The organism is Oceanobacter sp. 3_MG-2023 (genome assembly GCF_030688925.1).
Taxonomy (GTDB): Bacteria; Pseudomonadota; Gammaproteobacteria; order Pseudomonadales; family Oceanobacteraceae; genus Oceanobacter.
Map to the genome: position 1 here is coordinate 68,429 of NZ_JAUYVX010000003.1, position 22,223 is coordinate 90,651.

General features: G+C 52.4%; 17 protein-coding genes and 3 pseudogenes. 6 read left to right on the plus strand and 14 right to left on the minus strand.

Annotation, left to right across the window (positions count from 1 at the left end; genetic code table 11):
* Window positions 1-18 precede the first annotated feature (18 nt).
* The 9 genes from Q8W32_RS03705 to Q8W32_RS03745 all read right to left on the minus strand — a co-directional run bounded on the left by Q8W32_RS03705 (window position 19) and on the right by Q8W32_RS03745 (window position 12,557).
* Entirely contained in the window at window positions 19-708 is a 690-nt protein-coding gene (locus tag Q8W32_RS03705; RefSeq protein ID WP_305413753.1) for a phosphatase PAP2 family protein, read from the minus strand.
* A gap of 82 nt (window positions 709-790) precedes the next feature.
* Window positions 791-1,249, minus strand: coding sequence for a YbaN family protein (locus Q8W32_RS03710; protein ID WP_305413754.1), 459 nt, complete (start codon window positions 1,247-1,249; stop codon window positions 791-793).
* A 280-nt stretch (window positions 1,250-1,529) separates the two neighbouring features.
* Window positions 1,530-2,891 (minus strand): DUF2726 domain-containing protein, encoded by a 1,362-nt coding sequence (locus Q8W32_RS03715; protein WP_305413755.1) that lies wholly within the window; start codon window positions 2,889-2,891, stop codon window positions 1,530-1,532.
* A 264-nt stretch (window positions 2,892-3,155) separates the two neighbouring features.
* On the minus strand, window positions 3,156-4,295 hold the full coding sequence (locus Q8W32_RS03720) for a DUF2726 domain-containing protein (protein ID WP_305413756.1): 1,140 nt from the start codon (window positions 4,293-4,295) through the stop codon (window positions 3,156-3,158).
* A 648-nt stretch (window positions 4,296-4,943) separates the two neighbouring features.
* On the minus strand, window positions 4,944-6,038 hold the full coding sequence (gene apbC, locus Q8W32_RS03725; protein ID WP_303434660.1) for an iron-sulfur cluster carrier protein ApbC: 1,095 nt from the start codon (window positions 6,036-6,038) through the stop codon (window positions 4,944-4,946).
* Window positions 6,039-6,140: 102 nt separating this feature from the next.
* On the minus strand, window positions 6,141-7,760 hold the full coding sequence (locus Q8W32_RS03730) for an ABC transporter ATP-binding protein (RefSeq protein WP_305413758.1): 1,620 nt from the start codon (window positions 7,758-7,760) through the stop codon (window positions 6,141-6,143).
* Between the two features lie 5 nt (window positions 7,761-7,765).
* Complete coding sequence (locus tag Q8W32_RS03735; protein WP_303434662.1) at window positions 7,766-9,205, minus strand: ABC transporter permease; 1,440 nt, start codon at window positions 9,203-9,205, stop codon at window positions 7,766-7,768.
* Window positions 9,205-10,182 carry an ABC transporter permease gene (locus Q8W32_RS03740; RefSeq protein WP_303434663.1) on the minus strand — a complete coding sequence of 326 codons (978 nt, stop codon included), beginning with the start codon at window positions 10,180-10,182 and terminating at the stop codon, window positions 9,205-9,207. Before Q8W32_RS03740 ends, Q8W32_RS03735 begins: the two co-directional genes overlap by 1 nt.
* Complete coding sequence (locus Q8W32_RS03745) at window positions 10,182-12,557, minus strand: ABC transporter substrate-binding protein (RefSeq protein WP_305413759.1); 2,376 nt, start codon at window positions 12,555-12,557, stop codon at window positions 10,182-10,184. Before Q8W32_RS03745 ends, Q8W32_RS03740 begins: the two co-directional genes overlap by 1 nt.
* Before the next feature lie 441 nt (window positions 12,558-12,998).
* Between Q8W32_RS03745 and Q8W32_RS03750 the strand changes: the two genes are divergently transcribed.
* The 3 genes from Q8W32_RS03750 to Q8W32_RS03760 are packed head-to-tail and all read left to right on the plus strand — an operon-like array spanning window position 12,999 to window position 17,767.
* Window positions 12,999-14,078, plus strand: coding sequence for a MoxR family ATPase (locus tag Q8W32_RS03750; protein ID WP_305413760.1), 1,080 nt, complete (start codon window positions 12,999-13,001; stop codon window positions 14,076-14,078).
* 1 nt (window position 14,079) lies between these two features.
* A complete protein-coding gene (locus Q8W32_RS03755) occupies window positions 14,080-15,291 on the plus strand; it encodes a DUF58 domain-containing protein (RefSeq protein WP_305413761.1) in 1,212 nt (403 codons plus the stop codon).
* On the plus strand, window positions 15,278-17,767 hold the full coding sequence (locus Q8W32_RS03760) for a transglutaminase domain-containing protein (RefSeq protein ID WP_305413762.1): 2,490 nt from the start codon (window positions 15,278-15,280) through the stop codon (window positions 17,765-17,767). Before Q8W32_RS03755 ends, Q8W32_RS03760 begins: the two co-directional genes overlap by 14 nt.
* A 103-nt stretch (window positions 17,768-17,870) precedes the next feature.
* Here Q8W32_RS03760 and Q8W32_RS03765 read toward each other — a convergent pair whose 3' ends face one another.
* A complete protein-coding gene (locus Q8W32_RS03765) occupies window positions 17,871-18,374 on the minus strand; it encodes a GNAT family N-acetyltransferase (protein WP_303434949.1) in 504 nt (167 codons plus the stop codon).
* 160 nt (window positions 18,375-18,534) lie between these two features.
* Here Q8W32_RS03765 and Q8W32_RS03770 point away from each other — a divergent pair.
* Both Q8W32_RS03770 and Q8W32_RS03775 read left to right on the plus strand, forming a co-directional pair.
* A pseudogene (locus Q8W32_RS03770) lies at window positions 18,535-18,813 on the plus strand (integrase core domain-containing protein); the annotation flags it as partial.
* A gap of 5 nt (window positions 18,814-18,818) precedes the next feature.
* Window positions 18,819-18,989: pseudogene (locus Q8W32_RS03775) on the plus strand (IS256 family transposase); the annotation flags it as partial.
* Window positions 18,990-19,271: 282 nt separating this feature from the next.
* Here the strand turns inward: Q8W32_RS03775 and Q8W32_RS03780 are convergent.
* The 3 genes from Q8W32_RS03780 to Q8W32_RS03790 all read right to left on the minus strand — a co-directional run bounded on the left by Q8W32_RS03780 (window position 19,272) and on the right by Q8W32_RS03790 (window position 21,390).
* Complete coding sequence (locus Q8W32_RS03780) at window positions 19,272-19,559, minus strand: hypothetical protein (RefSeq protein ID WP_305413764.1); 288 nt, start codon at window positions 19,557-19,559, stop codon at window positions 19,272-19,274.
* Window positions 19,560-19,685: 126 nt separating this feature from the next.
* Window positions 19,686-20,531: an abortive infection system antitoxin AbiGi family protein gene (locus Q8W32_RS03785; RefSeq protein WP_305413766.1), complete on the minus strand. Its 846-nt coding sequence runs from the start codon at window positions 20,529-20,531 to the stop codon at window positions 19,686-19,688.
* 112 nt (window positions 20,532-20,643) lie between these two features.
* Complete coding sequence (locus Q8W32_RS03790) at window positions 20,644-21,390, minus strand: DUF2971 domain-containing protein (RefSeq protein ID WP_305413768.1); 747 nt, start codon at window positions 21,388-21,390, stop codon at window positions 20,644-20,646.
* 267 nt (window positions 21,391-21,657) lie between these two features.
* Between Q8W32_RS03790 and Q8W32_RS16570 the strand changes: the two genes are divergently transcribed.
* Complete coding sequence (locus Q8W32_RS16570) at window positions 21,658-21,891, plus strand: hypothetical protein (RefSeq protein ID WP_370693667.1); 234 nt, start codon at window positions 21,658-21,660, stop codon at window positions 21,889-21,891.
* On the opposite strand, the pseudogene Q8W32_RS03795 reads toward Q8W32_RS16570, so the two are convergent.
* Window positions 21,799-22,079: pseudogene (locus tag Q8W32_RS03795) on the minus strand (transposase); the annotation flags it as partial. The gene Q8W32_RS16570 and the pseudogene Q8W32_RS03795 sit on opposite strands and share 93 nt — an antisense overlap.
* Window positions 22,080-22,223: the final 144 nt, after the last annotated feature.

Here is a 22,223-nt window from a genome sequence, read left to right on the forward strand (position 1 = left end):
GTCCACTGACAACGGGGATCAAGCTGTACCCCGTGTTGACTCCAGTTGGCCAATCCGGCTATGCCCCAGCAGCCAATAGCTGAACAACCGATAGATGAAGTAACAAATAAATCCGGCAAAAATCGTATCGCTGAGAAAATGCCCGCCCTGGGTAATCCTCACCACACTGACACTGACTCCCACCGCAACCCCAAGATACAGCCAGACTTTACGTCGGCTCCACCAGGCAAACACCATCAGCCAGAACCCCATCGCCGAGTGACCACTAACAAACGACCGGCATTTGCCATGGCACTGATCCGCAATCACAAAGGCAGGACTGAAACCACTTTTGCCGCCAAATTCCACTACCTGCTTTGGCCGTGGCCGCTCAAAACCTTCTTTAAATATATTGTGTACCAGAATGCCAGGGCCAATCAGCAAGGTCAGCAACAGGAACAACCAGACCTTCCTCTGGCTACGGGGCAAGCCACGAGACCAGAAGGTCAACCCCAACCCAATCATCAACAAAGGCACCAAGGCATAGGGCAAATAACGGAACAAGCCATACAAGGCCAGATTCACCGGATTGTCCCGATATGGCCAGCTGGCCGAGGCGTCATCGTAAAACCAATGGCTGACCACAAGATCCAGCTCTGGCCAAAGCAAAAAAACCAGCACCAGCAGCACAAAAAGCAACCAGTCAGCATGCTGTTTCAGAAAAAACACGTGTTACCCCTCAACCAATAAATGCGGCGCAAAGCATAGCGGCAAGCACACAGGAAAAGCCATCAAATCCCGTTGCCAGGTATTATTCCAACCTTGATTGATTGCTACCCTGGTGTGGCGCTGTCACCAGCGTCAAAGTGGGTAAACGAAGAATGTACCAACTCACTCCCAAGCCGGTCAGCGACAGTGTGATTTGTACCCAAACAGAGGGCACCAGAACCAGTGCCGTCAACAACAGCGATGCCCACATCAGCAACAGGGTATAAATCTTGGCTTTTTTGGGCATTCCCTTGCCGTCGAGGTAATACAGTACATAACTGCCCAGTTTCGGATGCCCGACCAGCCAATGATAAAAACCCGGCGAACTGCGCACAAAACAGGCGGCAGCCAGTAACAAGAAAGGTGTGGTCGGCAACACCGGCAGAAATATCCCGACAGTTCCCAACGCCACAGCCAGCCACCCCACCGCCAGCAAGCACCAACGTAATACCGGATTGGCAACCTGGCGACGACCCGGCTCTGACGATTCAGGAACAGGCATAAGTTCAACCTCGTAATACAAAACAGTCGAAGATATTGTTGTGGTAATCATGATGTGGCGGAATCCATACCACCGCAATACAACAGTACAAGCCTGGTTGACCGAGGCGGCTGACATCAGATTAAACAACCAGTCCAGCACCAGCGATAACGGCCATAGAGTCGGGCATAACCTTGCTGGAAGCCGGGCCGTCGTCTCTCAGGTCACAGTGAACTGCTTCACGACTGAAAGACAAAGGCGCCGGTGTGGCCAGGGGTTGATAACAGGTGTTACGGACGGTTTATTGCGGCGGCGAAATCGGTGCAACGTAAGGGCATTCAGGTAATTTGGTACAAATCCAGAAGTACTGGCCAGCAAATTCACCCGTTGTCGCCAATGATAGTTTCAGGGGTGACTGACAACGAGGACAGACATTTTTATGTGCTGTCTCTGTCTCTGCCGCCGGAGCCGGCGACGTGTCATTCCCGGAAGCAGCAACAGGAGACACAGGAGTCTCAGCAACAGCTTCTGTTGCAGCAGTAACCGCCACAGTCTCTTGCTCATCTTCGCCGCTGTCCACACTGGAATCAGGGGCGCTGTCCGGCTCCTCAGACACGCCGTTATCCGCCAGTGTCACGGTGATTTCTTCCTCCTCCTGATAGATATCAGGCGTATCATCAACCGCTTCATGTTCAATCGTTCCTTCATAACCACCGCTATCCCTAGGCAGCAAATAATTCACCTGTTCCCGTATCTCCCTGATGGTATAACCACGCTTCATATCCACCAGCAAGACCGGCAAATTAGCCGATTCTGCCGACTTGCGTAATATCTCGCGCTGAATCTTGCGCAGCCCTTCACGCTCGCCCATACCATCCAGTTCGATAACACCAATCACTGAAAAATCGCGGGCATCACACAAGACAAAATCGAAGCGCTGGGTCGCTAGCTGGTCGGCAGCAAAATAAGAATCTTCAAGGCTCAGGTCGGATCTGGGATTCAGAATATCGGATGCTCGAACCTTACAAAAAATCTCGGTGTTATCCGAAATCGATGTTTTGAGATCACCATAAAACAGACGTTCCAGCGGCGTCAGCAGCGGGCCGCCAGCCATATAGGGGTAGTTATCATCGTTACGACGTGCTGGTGTTGCCAGCTTGATTTCTTCCAGTGGTCGCCGCAGCGTATCCTCCGGAATAGTGGCTCGCTCCACGGGAGCAACGGGAGCCGCGGGACGTTTCTCTTCGGTACTGCGGGTGTCTGGCTGTTTGGCAGGAGCAGGACTCTCCGCTTTTGGCTCAACCTCGGCAGGCTCGTTATTCACCGGGGCCGGGCCGGCTTTCGATAACAGCTCTTCGATCGTTGGTGGTACATCAAGCTCGATCTCTTCATCCAGAATTTCATCCTCATCCTTATCCACAGGCGCGGCAGTATCGTTGGACGTGGTTACCGGCCCCACAGGAGGTGGAGAGATAAGATCCATAACCGATCCGATTGAAGCTGGCTCGGTTGCCTCAGATTCTGCAGCTGGACTGGGCTTGGCTTGGGAAGCCTTGGCGCGTTTGCTGGATGCCAGTGCCTGAACCGATACCAGCACCACTGCCACAATCAAGGCAATGAGTACCAAAGCGATCAATAACACCAATATCTCGAGTACATCCATAATCCTGAAACCTCATGACTGACAGCGGAAATGATAGTGATTGTCCAAAGAACAAGAGACCAGAATCACTGCAATCTTGCCAAACCAGGCATACCCGATAACAGTGACCGTCAATGAACAGACAGATAGCTAATTATCATAGCAGAAAGCACAATTTGTTCCTCTCTATGGCACGATTGCGCGACATTGCCAAAGAGATTACCAAAAGAGTCGCTTTCTTTACGCTGTAAAATTCCCGCCAGAGCAGTGCATGAGGCGGCCGGATCAGCCCGTGCCGCGATTCAGCTGTGGTTCATCATGGGCATCAAAAGGCGCGGCATAACGACACTCAGGAAAGGTGCTACAGATCCACAACAACTGACCCACCAATTTGCCGGATTTTGGCGTGTGTTGCACCAGGGGCGCATGGCAACGGGGACAATGTGGTTCGGTAACAGCATGCAGAGGCTTGGCAGCTGGCCGTGGTATGTGCTGATGATGAGAAGTGTCTGCCTCAACAACAGCTTCTGGTGTTGCAGCGGGTTCTGGCACCACAGGCGCCGGGGATGGTGCTGCCGCTACCGCCTCTGCCTCTGCTGCTGGTGCAGATTCTGCCGCTGCGGGTGTATCCTCGATACCGGAAGCCAACACACTGTCAGAGCTTTCTTCACTGCCCCATGAGGCAATATCGCTGTCAAAGTCCGAGCCGGTTTCTTCTGGTACCGGATCAGAGATCAGGGAAGACAAAGAGAAAGGATCTTCTTCTTCATGTTGCGGAGCCGCAGCTTCTGGCATCAAATTGGTTTCAGGCAAGACCGGAGACAGCGGCGCCTGCTCGCTATTCTGAGGCTCGGTTACCGTATGGTCATGATCGGTATTACCAACCAACGCCGGATCGGCAGCCTCGGCCGTCTCAGGAACCACTTCCGTCTGTTCAGGAAGCGGGCTTTCCAGCGCTCTCAGCTCCTCAACCGACAAGGATTGCTGAACGTCCACCAGGCGCATGTTGACAGCAGCAGACTGGCAAGCAGAGACCAGCAGCTCGTTATTTTGCCGCCGCTCTTTATCTGATTCACCATGATCCAGCCGAATGACACAACGTACAGACAAATTGTCTGGGTCACACAAGACAAAATCGAACTCATTGGGTGCGATACGTTCGAGCAGAGCCTGGCTTACGTCCTGCTTCAGCCCTTCTTCTGGCTGAATAATATCCGCGGCCCGGACTTTACATAAAATCAGTGCCGTATTGTCGTATGCAGACTGTAAAGCCCGATAAAAATCCAGCTCTACAGATGACAGAACCGGCCCTGCGGCTGCATAAGAAAAATGACTGGCTGACCCTTTTCTGGAAGAAATCATCCAGACAATCACGCCCACAGCAAGCAGAATGCCGCCTCCAAGACCAACAATCAGGTAATCCATGTGTATCTCCATATAACACCCGGTACATTAGCAACGGACTCTACAAAAAATTACCGTCAATAAATACCCGGAGCGTGACGTTCCCATGACCAAACAGCCCAAACGCCAAAACAATAATACCAATGTGCTCTGGTCTCCATGCCATCACCACCGCGTAGCACAAAGACCCTCAAAAAGCACCAAACCAGCGCATATAATACACATGAGGAACTATTACGGTTATCCCAATCCTGCAAAAAACAGTAAAAACCTGGCTGAAATCAACGCCTTTGAAGACAGTAACCGGAGGCTCTTTATCATATCGTCGTCGGCAGTCAAACCCGCCTATATCAAGAGTGATCAGTTATTAACCCGGAAGTGAGCCAGCCCTTCAGCCACAATGGGGGACATACGATACTGGTACGATCCGGTATCTATAAACTGATAGGTACAATCGTCTGGAAAAAGGTTGCTTTTTTCACACTGGTGAGGCAGCAGCCAGTAACGACAATATATGCCGTACCACGGAAATATGGCTTATCAAAATGGCCAATCGGGAGTTTGATATAACGCCGAGAGCACGACGTTATTGCGATCATGACCCGACACCTGACGTATCAGGTATCAGGTATCAGGTATCAGGTATCAGGTATCATATTTTCTGGAACCTTAATCTTCGGAGATACTGATTTCCGGCATCGCTTCCGCTGCTTCACCACCACGAGCCAGTGCTACCGCCAGACGACGGGCAGCATGACGATACATCATCGCCACTTCCGAACTCTCATCAGCGGCCACCACCGGCACACCAGCATCCGATTGTTCCCGGATATAGGTCGCCAGCGGCAAGGAACCCAGCACCTTGGTGTGGTAGGTCGTCGCCAGACGTTCGGCGCCATCCTGGCCAAAGATATGTTCTGCATGACCACAGTTGGAGCAAATGTGCATGCTCATGTTTTCGATCATGCCCAGCACCGGAATCCCCACCTTACGGAACATTTCCACGCCTTTTTTGGCATCGGCCAGGGCAATGTCTTGTGGAGTCGTAACAATTACCGAACCCGACACCGGGTATTTCTGGCTCAGGGTAAGCTGGATATCACCGGTTCCCGGTGGCATATCGATCAGTAAATAATCCAGTTCGCCCCATTGGGTCTGGGTCAGAATCTGGGTCAATGCCCCCGCTACCATAGGGCCACGCCACACCATCGGTGTTTGCTCTGTCACCAGATAGGCCATCGACATGGTTTTGATACCATGGGCTTCTACTGGCACAAACCACTTGTTATCAATGGTGTCCGGTCGTGTGCCATCGGCAACACCAAGCATGATGCCCTGGCTCGGGCCATAAATATCCGCATCCAGCAGACCGACTTTGGCACCGTCCTGAGCCAGGGCAATCGCCAGATTGACTGCCGTCGTGGATTTCCCCACACCGCCTTTGCCGGATGAAATCGCGACGATGTTTTTTACCGCAGCCAGGGATTCACCACCATCATGGCTCTTGTGAGCTTCCACATGCCAGCCCAATGTGACATTGGCGTCATCACAACCATCGAGGTTTTCCAGTGCGGTCGTTAACAGTTGCGTCACACCGCCGCTGAGAAATTCCGACGGATAATCCAGTTCCAGCACCACCGCAACGTTGCCGCCGTTAATCTGGACAGACTGCAAGGCACCGGCAGATACCAGATCCATTTCCAAATATGGGTCGATGTAGCTCGCCAGGGCTTGTTCTACCTGGGCTTGGGTCAGTTGGGACACAACAAACTCCTGAATCGGTCAGACGGTTTACACCGCAAAAAATAAAGAAATGCGTTCTGGTGCTCTAAATGGTGACAATCACACCGAGAAACAAGGTCGTGATTATAAACCCGTACATATAACCGGTGCCGCTGCCAGCAGAGCCTGAGTATAAGAGTCTTGAGGCTGGTTCATCACGCTGGCGCACTCCCCTTGCTCAACCAGGACCCCCTGACTCATCACCGCCACCCGATGAGCCAGATGTGGAATAATCGACAGGTCGTGGGTAATAAATAGATAGCTCAACCCCATTTCTTGCTGCAGCTCCTGCAGCAACGCCAATACCTGACCGCGGATACTGACATCCAGCGCACTGGTGGGTTCATCACAGATAATCAGATCAGGCTCGACTGCAATCGCCCGGGCAATGGCGATTCGCTGACGCTGGCCCCCGGAAAATTCATGGGGATAGCGGTCGAGGTGCTCCACCGCCATACCAACCCGCAGCAACAGTGTTTGCAGCTTGGCTTCACGCTGTTGATGGTCATCGGCCAGGCCCAGACTGATCATGCCTTCGGCAAGAATCTCACGAATGGTCATACGCGGATTCATGGAAGAAAACGGGTCCTGGAAAATCACTTGAATACGTTTGCGGTAAGCACGAAATTCAGCCTGGCTCAGCTGGTCAATCCGCTGGCCGTCGAAAGTGATACACCCCGCATACAGAGGTTCCAGAGCCAGAATGGCCCGACCTACCGTCGATTTGCCGGAACCGGATTCTCCCACCAGTGCCAGGGTTTCACCTTTATGAATCTGGAATGATACGCCATCCACTGCGCGGGTATGGCCTACCACCCGCTGCAGCACACCATGGCGTTGTGGAAACCAGACCTTCAACCCCTCCACCGTCAGCAACGGCTCGGGGGTGGTCAATGGCTGACGGAAGTCTCGCCGTGGCAACGAGTGAATCAGCTGGCGACTGTATTCGTGTTGCGGCGACACGAAGAACTCATCACCAGGACGGTACTCCAGAATCTCACCATGGCGCATCACCGCCACCCGGTCGGCCATTTCCGACACCACACCCATATCGTGAGTAATCAGCAAGACCCCTAGTTTCCGGGCGCGACGGATCTGGTTCAGCAAATCCAGAATCTGCTTCTGGATGGTGACATCCAGTGCAGTGGTCGGTTCATCCGCCACCAGCAGCTCCGGCTCACAGGCCAGAGCCATGGCGATCATTACTCGCTGCTTCTGACCGCCGGACAACTGATGCGGATACCAGCTCAGACGCTGGCGAGGGTCAGGAATACCAACTTCTTCCAACAGATTGATAACCGCTGTTTTTAGCGCCGCACCGGTCAGGCCCTTGTGTAAAACCAGTACTTCACCAATCTGTTGCAACAGGGTTTGGACCGGATTCAGCGCACTTTGCGGCTCCTGAAAAATCATCGCTGCGCGATAACCCCGAACCGCATTCATCTGCCGTTCGGTCCGTTCAAACAGATTATCGCCAGCCAGCTCAATCACACCGCCGGTGATACTCAGGGTATCGGGCAACAATCGTAAAATAGCCAGTGCCGTCAGCGATTTGCCGGAGCCACTTTCCCCGACCAGCGCCAGGATTTCACCGGCGGCAATGCTAAAGGAAATCCCGTTGACCAGCGGCTGCCGCTGGGCTTGCCGGGCATTGACCAAGGCAGGTAATTCGATCGTCAGATCACGTACAGTTAACAATGACATTGCCACTACCCTGCCGACCGGGGGTCAAATGCATCACGAACCTTGTCGGCGAACAGGTTAGCGGCCAAAACCAGAATAAACATCAACACAAACGCGGCTGCCACCGACCACCACACCACTGGCTCACGGGACAATTCTGCCCGGGCTTCGTTAATCATATTGCCCCAGCTGGCCATCGACGGATCAACCCCGACCCCAATATAGGACAGCACCGCTTCGGCCAGTACAAACCCGCTGAAGTCGAGCACCAACGCAATCAGAATCAGATGGGTCACATTGGGCAGGATATGACGGCCGATAATACGGCCATGCCGCACCCCGAAGGCCCGCGCCGCCTGCACATAATCCAGCTGGCTGACCTTCAGGGTTTCGGCCCGCAACAAGCGACACAGCCCGGTCCAGCTGGTCATGCCAAGAATGAAACACAACGCCAGGAACTTGAAATCTGCCCGTTCCGTGGTGAGCTGGAACTGTTCGGGATGGGTTTCGATATACACATCAATCAACAGCACCGAAGCCGCGATCAGCAAAATGCCCGGAATCGAACTCAGGGTGGTGTATACATACTGCACCAGATCATCCACCCAACCGCGGAAATAACCGGCCGAGATACCCAGCAAAATCGCCAGTGGCAAGGTCAACAGGGTAGCCAATGTACCAATCAGAACCCCAGTCCGAATGGCTTTCAACCCCTGATACAACACATCCTGGCCGACCTTGTCGGTGCCAAGAATATGGTAATACTGGCCCAGCTCCAGCACCCAGCAAGCGCCTACGACCAGCACTCCCAGGGTGATATAAATTGTTTTCCATGGCAGCACAGCCCCCATGTCGTCACTCTTTAGGCCACAGCCCTGTGCCGTGCAGCGTAAACGCCATTGCCAATGCAGGATCACCAGGGCAGCCATTATTGCCACCCCCGTCAGAACAGACTTGAGAGAGCGCTGCCATACATCGGCCGCAACACTGTCACCCTCTTGCAAGTGACTGCCCGCATGGGCCAGCCGAGGAAACGCCCGCACGACGTTGCCGTCGTCCGAGGTCTGGTTTTCACGGGCAAACGAGTAAATCGAAAACGGTTCGGAATAGGTGGTTTCATCCTGTCCGTGTAACCCTGCCAGCACCGCATCCAGGACACTTTTGACTTCCTGGCTGTAGTGCACCACTGGCTCGGTCATGGTTTCCGAGGCCGGCTCTGCAACAGACCCGGACGTAGCAATGGCGGGTAATGGCTCGCGGTAATGCAATGAATCCAGCAAGGCCATCAGGACATAAAACAAAATCACCAGAAACGCCGCCGACCCGATACGGGATACAAACACCGAACGCCAGCGCCCTCTGGCCAGAGGGTCCCTGGCCAACTGCACAAAAAACAGTATCAGTGCAGCCACCAGGGCAAAAATCAATAAATCACTCAGCAAAACAACCGGTTGAACAGCCAGCATTACGACAACCTCACGCGTGGATCAACCAGGGTATAGGAGATATCGGTCAGAATCAGACCGATGATATAAAGCACCGATCCCAGAAATACCATACTGCGCACAATGGCAAAATCCTGCGCCTGAATGGCATCCAGGGTATAGCTGCCCAGGCCGGGGATACCAAAAAACGACTCGGTCAGCAGGCTGCCCATAAACAGCGACGGAATTACCACCACCACACTGGTCAGAATCGGAATCAGGCCGTTGGGCAAAATATGCCGGAACAACACGGTCAGTTCAGGCACCCCCTTGGCTCGGGCAGTACGCACATAATCCTTGTTGGCTTCTTCCAGAAACAGGGTGCGGTACAAACGCGTACCGCCGCCGATACCACTGATCACCCCGATAATCACCGGTAATATCAGGAAACGAACAGCGTCGATGCCCGCCAGATAACCGGAGATCGGCACCAGATTCCAGGTTTTGGCAAAAAAATACTGCCCGGCAAATACGTAAAACACCCCGGAAATCGACATCAGCACCACACAGGCCACCATCGCTGCAGTATCAAACAGGCTGGCGCGAAACATCACCACAAACAGCGCAAAGGCGATATTCACCGTCAGCCCGACAATAAAGGTCGGCAACGCCACCGCCAGGCTGGGCCACATGCGCTGCTGGATATCATCACCAATGGCACGGCCTTCGTCGGATTTACCAAAATCCAGCACAAACAGGCGCATCGATTTATCAAAGAAAATGGTATCCGTCAGCAATCCCTGACTGTCGTCCCGATCGTTTATAAACAGCGGTTTGTCATACCCCCGTTGTACTTTCCACTGCTCCACCGCCTGTGGATCAATATGTTTGTCGCCCAGTTGCACCAGTGCCATCTGATCGGGAGAGTTGACCACAAAAAACAGCGCAAAGGTCAGTACGTTCACCCCAACCAGAATCGGCACGGCATACAGCAAACGGCGGATAATATAAGCCAGCATCAGTGTTGCCCTCCGGTAGTCGCCCGCGATCCGGTTATCACTCGAGCCTGTTGCCGCCGCTGATAAGCACGATAACCGGGGATCATTAACAGCACGACCAAAGCCGCCACCAGCATCAACGGCCACCACACCGGCCGGTTACGCTCTGCCCGGGCCTGTTGCCGTTCAACATTATCAATGCCGTAATATTTCAGTACCGCCTTACTGATGCCGTGAGCCTTGGTGTTCTTCACCCAGGGATTGTTCAGCACATAGGAGTGGGGATGCCAGCCTGACGCCCAGGGTGCATCGTGATGATAAATCGCCAGCATTTGCTTGATAATGGTCATACGCTCGGGAGAATCCGGCATCAGTTTCATCGCTTCAAACAAACGGTCGTAATCGGCGTTGGCATAGTTGCTGGAGTTCACCCCGGCACCGCCAGTCACTACCTGGCCATTGGCGCTGTATAACAGGAACAGGAAGTTTTCCGCATCCGGGTAATCGGCGATCCAGCCCCACTGGAACAACTGGGCATTACCCGAGCGCATTTTTTCCTTGAAGCGGTTGTAATCAGTACCGCGGATATTGAGCTGGATACCCAGTTTCTTGAACTGCTTGATCATCCAGATTTGCATGGCACTGGCACTCCCACCACCACTGGGGGTATCCAGATTCAGTACCAGCGGCTCACCGGTAACGGCATCACGACCGCCAGGATAACCGGCTTCGGCCAGCAAACGCCGGGCTTCATCCAGTGATTTGCGTACCGGTGCACCGGCCGTTTTGGAGCCAGTCAAACGAGCGTTGGCGTCCCAGTCGAAAACATAGGGATTCATCCCTTGTGGCCCCGACTGATAACCAAAAATCCCGGGAGAAATCGGGCTTTGTGCTACTTCACCACGGCCATTGGCAAAAATGGAAATGGCCTCTTCCTGGTTGTAGGCAATAGCGATGGCCTGACGTAATTTACGCGCCCGCTCCTGCTGCAGCGGATCAGGAGCCGTATTCATGTCAGCACCAGCAGTATCCGGCGAAGGCAAACCACCCACCACAGGGTCCAGCATATTAAAGGCCAGATAATAGGTACCGGGCACTACTTCGATTTCCATCCTGATACCCATATCCTGCATTTCCTGACTCAGATGGATGCCCGCAGCACCGATTGAGATGGCCTGGTCAAAACTGTCGCTGGCAATGCCAGAGCGATCGTAATAGCCCTGCAAGAATTTGGTCCATAGCGGGATCGATTCTTTTTCCAGCCGGTACACCGCCTTGTCAATCAATGGCAAGCGAGCACCGGCGGCATCCAGCAATCCGGCTGCGGCGTCACCGGGTTCACCTTCGGCGGGATAAAAGTCGTCGCGGTAATTGGGGTTACGCTGCAGGATAATGGCTTCGTTAGGATCGTTTTTGGTCATCATGAATGGCCCGGTACCCACCGGATACCAGTCCAGCACAATATTGCGGTCGGCCAGTCCGGGCTGGTGATAGAACTCGTCCACCAAGGCTGGCAGCGGCGCAAAAAAGTGCATCGCCAGCCAGTATTTGAACTGCGGGTATTTGCCATTCAGGCGCACGCTGAACTGGTAATCACCCAGCTGCTCGACGCCGGATAACGGGTAATTATCCAGATTCAGCCAGCCGGTTTGTTGATAACGCTCGTCGCTGTCGGCCAGTTGCTGCCGGGCAGCAGTCACGGTATCGGCAAAATCGGCCATACCGACAATGTACTCCGCCAGCAACCCCCGAATCGGGGATAGATTGGCAGGGTCAGCCAGCCGCTTGATCTGATAGATATAATCGGCGGCAACCAGTTCACGGCTATCGTGCTGATCAAAATCATCCAGCCCGAGAAAACCGGCGCTGTCGGCGGCCGTCTCAAACCGGTACCGCGGCGTGCCATCGGCATTCCGGGCAAACGCCGGGTGCGGCTGATAATAAATACCCGGCTTGAGGGTAAATACATAGGTACTGAACGCCAGATCCTCGGCATCTTCTGCAACCGGCTCCCCATCGGCATTGCTGTACACGATCTCAGGCAGGCCAGTCAGGGTATTGGCTTCCAGTTGGTACGGGCGCTTCAGATAATGGTATTGCAGCGGCGGATCATAGATCTGGTCGATAAAGCGGCCTTCGTCGGAGCTGTAGGAGCGGGCCGGGTCAAGGTGTTTCGGGCGTTCGGAGAAACTGGAATACAGTACGATGTCATCCGCGTCTTCACCTCCGGGATGGGGGCTGTTAATGGCACTGTCAGAGCAACCGGCCAGACTGGCCAGCATGGTGACGACCAGCATCATCGCTCCCGCAATGCGCCGATGCCGGGACCATAATCCCATTGCATCCAGTACGCTGGTCGTCTTGCCCGTCACCGACTTCAACCGATAAATCGCCATAATCATCCGCTAGAAAAAAACCTGCCACAGTGTGCCATCAAATCAGAAACAGGCAAGTATCCCCCCTGAAGCGCTCGATATTCTGTCTGAACAGTCGATCAATAAACATTCAGGGGCCATTAATGGCTTCAACCGCCACTTCACTGACCATTACTTGCGCTGCCTCACAGTACCGCCTTTGCGCCGCATGGCGTGCTTGATTAGTATTCCTGCCCGGGCGCCAGCATAAACAGGCAACAGAGGGGGCAAAATGTTTCCAGGTCATGAGAAAAAAGCCTGCAGTCGCCCCATTACCGGTTATCCCCATGCCCTGCGCTCACGTTGTCCAGCTCATGAACATGGATCACCGACCAGCACCCAGTCAGACACCCGGCTTTGCCAGGATCACGACATGTCGACTGCGTTTACATCCAACCGCTTATCCATCCAAGGAATTTGTCTGTGAGTAACCCCGCCCTCTCCCTGCAGCAACTACACAAAAACCTCGCCAAAGTCATCCATTGTCAGCCGCAGTCATTGCTGTTCACCCTTACGACTCTGCTGTGCCGCGGTCACTTGCTGATTGAAGATGTGCCGGGGTTGGGGAAGACCACACTGGCCCGGGCGCTGGCCAAATCGGTACAGGTGGATATGCGGCGTTTGCAGTGTACGCCGGACGTTATGCCCTCCGATATCACTGGGGTATCGGTGTTTAATCCGCAAGATCAATCCTTCCATTTGTCACCTGGGCCGATTTTCACCAACCTGCTGCTGGTCGACGAAATCAACCGGGCCACCCCCAGAACCCAGTCAGCCTTGCTCGAAGCCATGGCTGAAGGCACCGTCAGTATCGATCGTGAGATCCATGCCTTGCCGGCTGTCTTTATGGTGATTGCGACCCAGAACCCGGTGGAGTTCAGCGGGACTTACCCGCTGCCAGAAGCCCAGCTGGACCGCTTTTTTATGCGTATTTCACTGGGCTACCCCAGCGAAGAACAGGAACTGGGCATCCTGCAAGCACAACTGAGCGGTCATCCACTGGATACACTCGAGGCCGTGATGTCAGACAAAGCGCTGCAAGCATTACAAGCCCATTGTGAAAAAATCCCCCTCAGCGAAGCACTGCTGGGTTACATCAACCAGCTGGTACGTGCCACTCGTGAACATCCCAAGGTGCAGCTGGGAGCCAGCCCCCGGGGAGCACTGGCACTGATGCGGGCAGCCCGAGCCATGACACTGTTAACCGGCAAAAAACAGGTCACGCCCCACACCGTGCAGCTGCTGGTTGATCCGGTGCTCAGTCATCGGCTGATATTCCGCAACCCCGGCATGAACCAAGCGGAACAACGTCAGGCATTCTGGGATGACCTGCTGGCACAAATACCGGTACCAGACTTTGCCAGCACCCCCCAAACCCAGGCACCAGCCGCAGAATCATCCTCCGACCAGACCAGGGAAACGGAGAGCAAAACCACCCAAGACACCAACACCAACACCCCCAGAGGCAGAGTCAAAGCCCGCCCTGGTAGTGAGAGCCGCTGATATGTCCTTATCCAACGGCCCAGGCCGATGGTTACAACAACACCTCACCGCCCAGCATTTTTTATGGCTACTGGCGCTGGCCAGCCTGCTTATTGCCTGGAACCGGGGCCTGGCGCTGCTGTACGGCATGCTGGCACTGGTACTGGCGACCTTGTTGGTGTCCTGGTTATTACCCTGGCTGGCACTGCGGCAGATCCAGGTATCCGTACGGCAGATCGACAGTGCCAGCGCCGGGGGCGAGGTGACACTGGAGTATCAGTTCCAACTCCCCAAAACCCGCTACCTGATGCTGTTACGGGAAGATCTGGAATATATCGACCAGCCCGTCACCCACAGAATCCCGATGCTGGCCAATGGCGATCGCCTGCGCACCTATAGTCATTGCCCTTATCGTGGTGTATTTCCGATACAAAGCGTTGAGATTGGCTGTTGCTGGCCCTTCGGTTTTGTCAGTCAGTATCGACAGCTGGAGATTCCCGAACGTCAGATTATTGTCGCCCCCCAGGTCGTGGCGGTGCAGACCTTGCCCGGCGGAGCCGGTAACGATAACGCCCTGATTGAATATCAGCACACCAGCCAGCCCCACGCTCAGGAAGAATACTGTGGCTTGCGCGAATACCGGCCTCACGACTCACTCAAACACGTGCACTGGTCCGCGTCGGCCCGTCACCAGCAATTACTGGTACGAGAGTACAACAGCCATGCCCAGCCAGACTTTTTACTGGTACTGGATAACGATCGGGCTGACGACATCGGCGAAGCACCACTCTCCACCTTTGAATTTGCCGTATCGCTGGCAGCCTCGCTGATGGAATGGGCCAAACACCAGCAGCAACCCATGCGGCTGCTGGTCCACGGCAACCACGCCACCGATATCGCCATTGGTGGTCACCATCGCGGCAGCAGTGATTATTTATCGGCGCTGGCCTGGACCCAGGCAGATGACGATGAGCCTTACGGCGCACGCGTAGAACAGGCACTGATGAAATACCCCAACAGCGCCACCCTGATCACCGTGCGGAACCTCAGCCAACCGGCGGTATTACCCGATATTCATGGCGGCCATATCGACATACTTATTGCTGATCAGAGCTTTATTTACCCAATGCAATCCTGGCAAGAAGGCTGGAGCCAACCCTCAGCCAACCACTACCAGCTTCACCTTCATGCCAGCAGCAAGCTAGAGAGACAATTCCGTTATGGCGCATTCTGAACGTCGTCCCCACAGCACCGATCTGGCTTGCTCGGTACGCACCACCATTGGCTGGTTTTCGGCACAACTGGCGCTGGCCGTTGCCGGAGCAGGTATCACCCTGTTCGGACCATGGCCAGGGCTGGGGATGGGATTACTGGCGCTGGTCAGCAGCTTGCTGACCCTCGGCCTCGGCCAACTGCCCGCCAGCCTGGCCGAGGCAGCCAACCGCTCCGGAAAGAACCAACAGACCCGCAATGCAGCACCCACTCTGGATGCGGAAGCATCCACTAAAAGCAAGGCCAAGACCGTCTCTGACAGCCTCGCCATCATCGGCCTGATCACCTTTGGTGGACTGATCTTCACCGTTGCTATCCTGCCCGCACTGATGGCCTTGCTGCTATTGGCACAACTGGCCATTAACCTGGTATCCGCAGATACCTCACGGCTGTTCTATGGCTTGATGAACGGCTTTGCCTTTTTACTGATTGGGGCAGCAGAGTCCACCAGCGGTGGCTATTTACTGATCATGGTCGGATATGCCTTTTGTGTGGTAATGACCCTATCGATGCTCTGGTGCATACAGGCCATGACCACCAGCCAGGTCACCCGCCTGGCATCGTCGGCCAACGACCAACAACCCCACTTCCTTATGGCAGCCGAAGCGGACACCCCGACACCCGGTGCAACGTCCAGACGCTTCAATAAGCGTTTTTTCCAACCCGCTGCCGCGACCGGAGCCGCTCTGCTGCTGGTTGCCATTGCCGGAGCCATTTACCTGTTTATGCCACGCTTGCCCGCCGCCAACCTCGGCGGCCAGTTAGCCAGCGCCGACAGCCTCTACGACAACGCCAGCTGGCAAACACAGGCCAAACGCAGCGGCCAACCCAGCCCGACCGATCCCCAGAACCTGCAGGACGACCAGCAGAGTGATGGCCCGATCCCGTTATGGGAAGGACTCGATCCCAGCGCCCCACAGTTCGACTACCGGAGTTTTCGTGATGAGATGAACCTCAATGACAACCCCTATGGCAACCAGAGCACCACTGCCGCAGACCTGAACCAGGTTATTGCCCTGATGAAAGCCCCTCACGGCAGCTACCTGAAAGTACGCACCTTCGACCATTTTGATGGACTGCGCTGGAGTTCATCAACCACCGCCTTCCATAAACACAACACCAATCAGCAGGGCAAGGTGATACTGCCCGGAGAACAAGAAAATCGCGGCAACTTCCAACAACAAATCACCATAAAACAAGGCATGACAGCCCAATTACCTGCCGCCGGAGACCCTGTCGCCCTGTGGTTGCCTGCCACCGTCATCGCCACCGACCCATTCGGCCAACCGCTCTTGCCAGCACCGCTCAAACCCGGCACCCAATACACGGTGCTGTCGCAACAACAATGGCTTGACCAGCGCCCGGCCTCTCATGCCCCCAAACCCCGCGACAATGACCTGCAGCTCCCCTACAGCCTGGACAAACGGATTCCGACGCTGGCCCGCAGCGTAACCGCCAACGCCGACACCCCTTACGCCCAGGCCCAGGCACTGGAACAGCACCTGCGCAGCGACTATCGTTACAGCTTTGAATCGGCGCTGACCTCGCAAGGCATCACCCCATTGCCCTCCTTTCTGTTTGAGCGTCGTGAAGGCCACTGCGAATACTTTGCCAGCGCCATGGTGGTGCTGTTACGCACACTGGATATTCCGGCACGTCTGGTGACGGGCTTCTCCGCCAATCAGCAAAACCCGCTCACCGGCTATTTTGAAATACGGGGCATCGATGGCCACGCCTGGGCAGAAGCCTGGATCGACCAGCGCTGGGTAACATTTGAGCCCACGGCGTTTTACCAACTGCCCAGCACCACATCCAGCTCGCTCAGTGCCGACCAGATCAACGACTACGTCGACAGCCTCAGCCAACGGCAGCACGCGCTGCCCGGTGATTCGGCATTCTCTTTCGACCAGATTCTGACCACCCTCTGGAACGCCTTGTACCTGCTGTTGATCTTGCCCTTGAGCTACCTGCTGCGAGGCATATTCTGGCTCTGGCCCCTATGGCTGGTACTGGCGCTGGTACTGGCGATAGTTGCCGCAGTTGCCTACCCCAGCCGCCAACGTTGGTGGCGTACTCTCGTAGGACGCTGGGTGACCTTGCGCCTGCAACGTTATCGCGCCAAAGATCCGGCAACCGCACTGACCTTTTACCAGCGCCAGCTGCAACAACTCAGCGCTGCCTGTGGCATTCAACGCTCTCCCGGCCAGCCGCTGGAAGTATGGAGCCAGGCCCTGCAGGACTACCTGCTTGCCAGAGCCAATCAGGGCACTGCCGCAGACACCAGCAAGCCAGAACCAACGGCCGCCTTGCAACAACTGGTCGCCTTGCTCAACACCTGCTGGTATGGCGACCCGGAAACCAGCACCGCCATCCAGTTACCAGAAACACTGCAACCCGGCCTGATCGAATTGGCGAACAGACTGACGGCACGTGCGTAATAACCCGAGCCGGTATTCACTGGCTATTCCATACTGATTCCATACTGGCCTGTTATCCATTCGCTACAGGCCTGGGAGTACAGGGGACATATATAGATACAGATCAGTGATCCAGCATTTTCTGCCAGAACAAGGCATGGCCAGCTTGCGGGTCGAGTTCGTAACCGGCAAAGCCGTATTTCAGGTAGGCGTTTTGCGCTATCTGGTTATTGGATAATACTTCCAGCGTCACTTTACAGCAGCCCAGTGCGCGGGCTGTTTGCTCAGCTGCGGCCAGCAGTTTCTGGCTTAATCCCAGACCGCGGAAATCTGCATTTACCGCCAGATCGTGTACGTTCAGTAAGGGTTGTGCCTTGAAGGTCGAGAAACCCTCAAAAGCGTTCAGCAGCCCAGCTGGCTGGTCATCGACATAGGCTATCCAGCTGTGTGCGTGGGGTAACTCGGCCAACCGTGCCACCAGTGTTTGTCGACAGGTATCACTCAGAGGCTCAGCGCCGCCCATGGGATCGGTTGCGTAGGCGTTTAGCAGCTCAACCAGGTCAGTTGCATGACGAGGGTTTGAATAATCAACTGCGGTGATTGCAATTACGGCGTGCGCTTGGGTCATTGTCTTACTCCTTTTTACAAGCCGTACAGATTATCACATTGGTTATTCTCCCATTATTCTGGCACTGGAAAATCACTTTACCTGCTCTCATACCTCACCGGTTCCGCAGCCACCCTCCTCTCCACACAAGCCCATAGCGATAAAAAAACATAAAAATGCCAGTCGTAAGTTCCGTCAGAGGCTATGGCGTTATCGAATGACCCAAAGCATGAGCCGTCGTGGCAACTGCTGGGATAACGCACCGATGGAAAGACTGTTCCGAAGTCTGAAATCCGAGTGGATACCGGCCCTAGGCTATCGCAACCTAGCCGAGGCCAAGAAGGATGTTGGTGGTTATCTGATGGACTACTACAACCGGCAGCGACCTCATACATTCAACGACGGCATTTCGCCCGTTGCAGCTGAGGAAAACTTTAAAATACTCTCCGGGATTAGTTGACCACTACAAAGACCAAAGGTGGCTTCGCCAATGAAAACGCGTTGCTCAAGCTGCTGTACGCAGGTACGTTGAAGGCATCCGAAAAGTGGACGCATCCGGTGCAAAACTGGAACCTGACGCTGTCGCAGCTAAGCATCCACTTCGAAGGACGGATCGACGGCTACGTGGATCTGTAAGTAATGGGTGACACAGAACTATGAACACCCTCGAAGCGAAACGTAGCCAACTGTTACGTGTCCTTGTTTATTTTCTTGTTAAATATCCTTTTTCTCATCAGTAATAACCGAAGAGACTGTTAACTGACTGCCAGAAATATTAGCAAATTTATTTACGATGAACTCAGCCTATTTTAATACTTTTTCGGCTATTTTCTTCGCTTTGAATTGCCCTCGATGAACAACATTATTTCTTTCATCGTTAATATCTTTGGAGCGTTTCTTTACTTCTTTTAATGCATTTTAAGAATCGATGTTTTTGTATATAGGTAACAATAACCGACCTACTTTACCTATTAATCCATTTGCCCACATCATCAGGTTATCGACGAAGTGCTCAGGGAGTTTTCGATTGTGCTGAAATTCATGCTTCACTAACAAATTTGCAGCAAGCTCTACAGTCGTTGCAGCTCGAATAATAACAGTGGAAAACTCACCTCGTCTCATTAACTCGATGGTTTTATGCCAATTCGAATGAATTTTTTCTTCTAGCGCACGTTCATTGTACGGCTTACTAGATTTATCACCCATACTTTCCTTGGATACTTAACGCCGCCATAAGTTGCGGCTTTGGAGTTGTTTGGTTTGTGGTAGCGTAGCGTTAAGCCACAAAAAAACAGCGGAAAAGACGTCAATCTTGATGGCCTTGTTAGATGATTAGTGTTCAATAAGATCTTCCCAACATGCAATGGTGACTGTTTTAGGTAAATTCACTTCCTTCAAGAAACGCTCGTAAAAGCGTTCACCTTCTTGTTCTTTTGGTAGAACTATAATAGCGATATCATCAGTATTGAATGAATAATTTTTTGTGCTTCGCCATTCTCGTTCACAGTATATTGAATCAAATTCTGTTGTATCGAATGTTTTTATATATGCTAAAAAATTCTGAAAGCTTTCATCTATTGTTTCTTGAGCAGTTTGAATCCATTCCAGCTCGAAAATCACGCTAGATGTATCTACAGAACCATCTAGATCATTATCTTCGATGATCTTATCAATATCGTCTTGAACTGACTCCGTTTCGCTTATTGCGCTGTAGGGGTGGACATCATCAACTTTTGAATACCCCTGATAGATGCTATTAAGTAAAGCTGTATCTTCAAGTGTGTACATAACGGGATTAAAGCCAGATTTGACAATTGAATCTCTGTGAAATCCAATCGCTATTTTCCCATATCTGTTCGAATGGTATTCAATATGCTGAAGAGGAATGTCAGCGACACAACATGCTGGCATTGATTTAACAGTAACAGGGTGATTTTTTAAAACATGGATTTCTTTTGTTTTTAAATCAAATCGCCTCTTTTCAGGTACGATTACCTTAACTATTTCACGATATCGACCTACTCTTAGCTCCAGAGATTCCAAGATCGATTTGAGAGCTTCGTATCCGTTTTTCGCCGGCTTAAGCTCATTAAGTTGCTTGTTGGTGACATCGTCCCATACCGGGCCACCAGTAAAATGCCAAAGTATTTTCGATACTGTTCCTGGTCTAGATGCCATAACTTTCCCTTATCATATAACGCCCTGTTAACAGGCAAAAAATAGTTGGTTAAAATTAGCGGCGAAGGAGCAAAGCCAACTGTTTTTTGTCCTTGCCTAACAGTTTTTTAGGCTACTTTGCATCGATTATCAAGTCTTCTGGTAAAGCATACAATAATGAGCGTTTTATCGAACCTTTAAAACCAACTTTTTTAGTAATTTGTTTTTTTATTATTTCTGCTTCACTAGCATCTAGACGGGGATCTAACATTAACTGATCAATTACGTCATGAGCATCAAATTTATATTGAAATAGTTGTTCATTATATTTATTAACGTCATGTTCGAAATAAATTAATCTAACCTCATTTTCATGTTTGAAAGCAGGTCTTTTTACACATAATGAAGATGCTAAAGAGTAGGTCTTAGTACCTGCTTGCTCACTAAAAATTTCAGATGCAAATACTTTCAACTGACTACTTGGCAAATATTTTACTTTACCAATAAAACACTTTTCATCTCTTAGTCCTTTATTAGACTGCGAACCATATAAGCTATTAAATAACTTCCTTATTGTTGTTCTGATTCGTACCGACCGTTTATCTAAAGAGTAAATTCTCCACATAGCATCGGATGCTTTACTCCTTGTCCAACACTGTCCATAAAATCCATTTTGATGATTAAAACCGTATGTTTTACCATTTTTAAAGCGAACTCTAGATTTTAAAATAAAGTTCTCAAAAGGGTCTTCCCACAAACTAGGTTTAACTAAAACATTTTCTTTGTTTTCGAACAACTCATAAAGTCTCGATAAAGGCATAATTCTGTATATGTATTGTTCTCGTTCAGAATCTAGAATATTGATAAAATTATGATTCATATACACCTTGTAGCCTAACAGTTTATTAGTGCGCATGCGCGGTTTCTGGGCAAGCCGGTTCCTGGGAAATCACCGTAACTACTTGAATGATAGGAAGTAAAATCGATTTCCAGATCAGTCCATTGTGTGAAAGCGAGCATGCGCATTAACTCCTTTGTCCCTTGTGCATTAATCTGTAAACCTGCGCAACAACTTTCCGTGTATCAATGCCTTGACGATAACAACGTCCGGGAAAGCGCGCAAGGCTTCCAGATCAAGGAGTGATCCATGACTTCCAGCCCCTTTCTCAATGACATTCGCCGCTTTATGCGCACCCGCGGCTACAGCCTGCGAATCGAGAAAACCTGTGTTTACTGGATTCGGTTCTTTATTCGTTACCAAAAGCGGAGACATCCCAAAGAGATGGGCTTCATCGATGCTCAGGCCGACAAACCAGCGATAGAGCATGTTGTACTGAATCTGCTCGACCAGCTGCCGTTCGCTGCGAATACTAAATACTGAAGAGGATTTGCAGCAGCAAGGCTCTCAATAAACGCTCCGGAGGAATAGATCAGGCTGAGTTTCCAATCGATGTGGGTGAGTGCCTGATCGAACAGGGTTTTGATGGATCGTAAAGGGTGATCGTGTGGAACCCGTTCATCCAGTTTGATGGTGGCGATATTACCACCTACGTTGGTGTCCGGAATCATTGAACGACTACACGGTGCCGGAGTCATGGTGAAATAAAAAAACCGCGACCCAAGGGTCACGGCTTTTAATGTCATGCCAAGGTGCAACCACCACTGGCATTAACCGGTCATGATCGCCACAGCGATACGCTCACCATGGCATGA

Bases quoted from the DNA above. Each gene is read 5' to 3' on its own strand.
- Q8W32_RS03710 (WP_305413754.1), bottom strand. From the start codon at position 1,249: ATGCCTGTTCCTGAATCGTCAGAGCCGGGTCGTCGCCAGGTTGCCAAT.
- Q8W32_RS03715 (WP_305413755.1), bottom strand. From the start codon at position 2,891: ATGGATGTACTCGAGATATTGGTGTTATTGATCGCTTTGGTACTCATT.
- Q8W32_RS03720 (WP_305413756.1), bottom strand. From the start codon at position 4,295: ATGGATTACCTGATTGTTGGTCTTGGAGGCGGCATTCTGCTTGCTGTG.
- Q8W32_RS03730 (WP_305413758.1), bottom strand. From the start codon at position 7,760: ATGTCATTGTTAACTGTACGTGATCTGACGATCGAATTACCTGCCTTG.
- Q8W32_RS03735 (WP_303434662.1), bottom strand. From the start codon at position 9,205: ATGCTGGCTGTTCAACCGGTTGTTTTGCTGAGTGATTTATTGATTTTT.
- Q8W32_RS03740 (WP_303434663.1), bottom strand. From the start codon at position 10,182: ATGCTGGCTTATATTATCCGCCGTTTGCTGTATGCCGTGCCGATTCTG.
- Q8W32_RS03745 (WP_305413759.1), bottom strand. From the start codon at position 12,557: ATGGCGATTTATCGGTTGAAGTCGGTGACGGGCAAGACGACCAGCGTA.
- Q8W32_RS03755 (WP_305413761.1), top strand. From the start codon at position 14,080: ATGTCCTTATCCAACGGCCCAGGCCGATGGTTACAACAACACCTCACC.
- Q8W32_RS03760 (WP_305413762.1), top strand. From the start codon at position 15,278: ATGGCGCATTCTGAACGTCGTCCCCACAGCACCGATCTGGCTTGCTCG.
- Q8W32_RS03765 (WP_303434949.1), bottom strand. From the start codon at position 18,374: ATGACCCAAGCGCACGCCGTAATTGCAATCACCGCAGTTGATTATTCA.
- Q8W32_RS03780 (WP_305413764.1), bottom strand. From the start codon at position 19,559: ATGGGTGATAAATCTAGTAAGCCGTACAATGAACGTGCGCTAGAAGAA.
- Q8W32_RS03785 (WP_305413766.1), bottom strand. From the start codon at position 20,531: ATGGCATCTAGACCAGGAACAGTATCGAAAATACTTTGGCATTTTACT.
- Q8W32_RS03790 (WP_305413768.1), bottom strand. From the start codon at position 21,390: ATGAATCATAATTTTATCAATATTCTAGATTCTGAACGAGAACAATAC.
- Q8W32_RS16570 (WP_370693667.1), top strand. From the start codon at position 21,658: ATGACTTCCAGCCCCTTTCTCAATGACATTCGCCGCTTTATGCGCACC.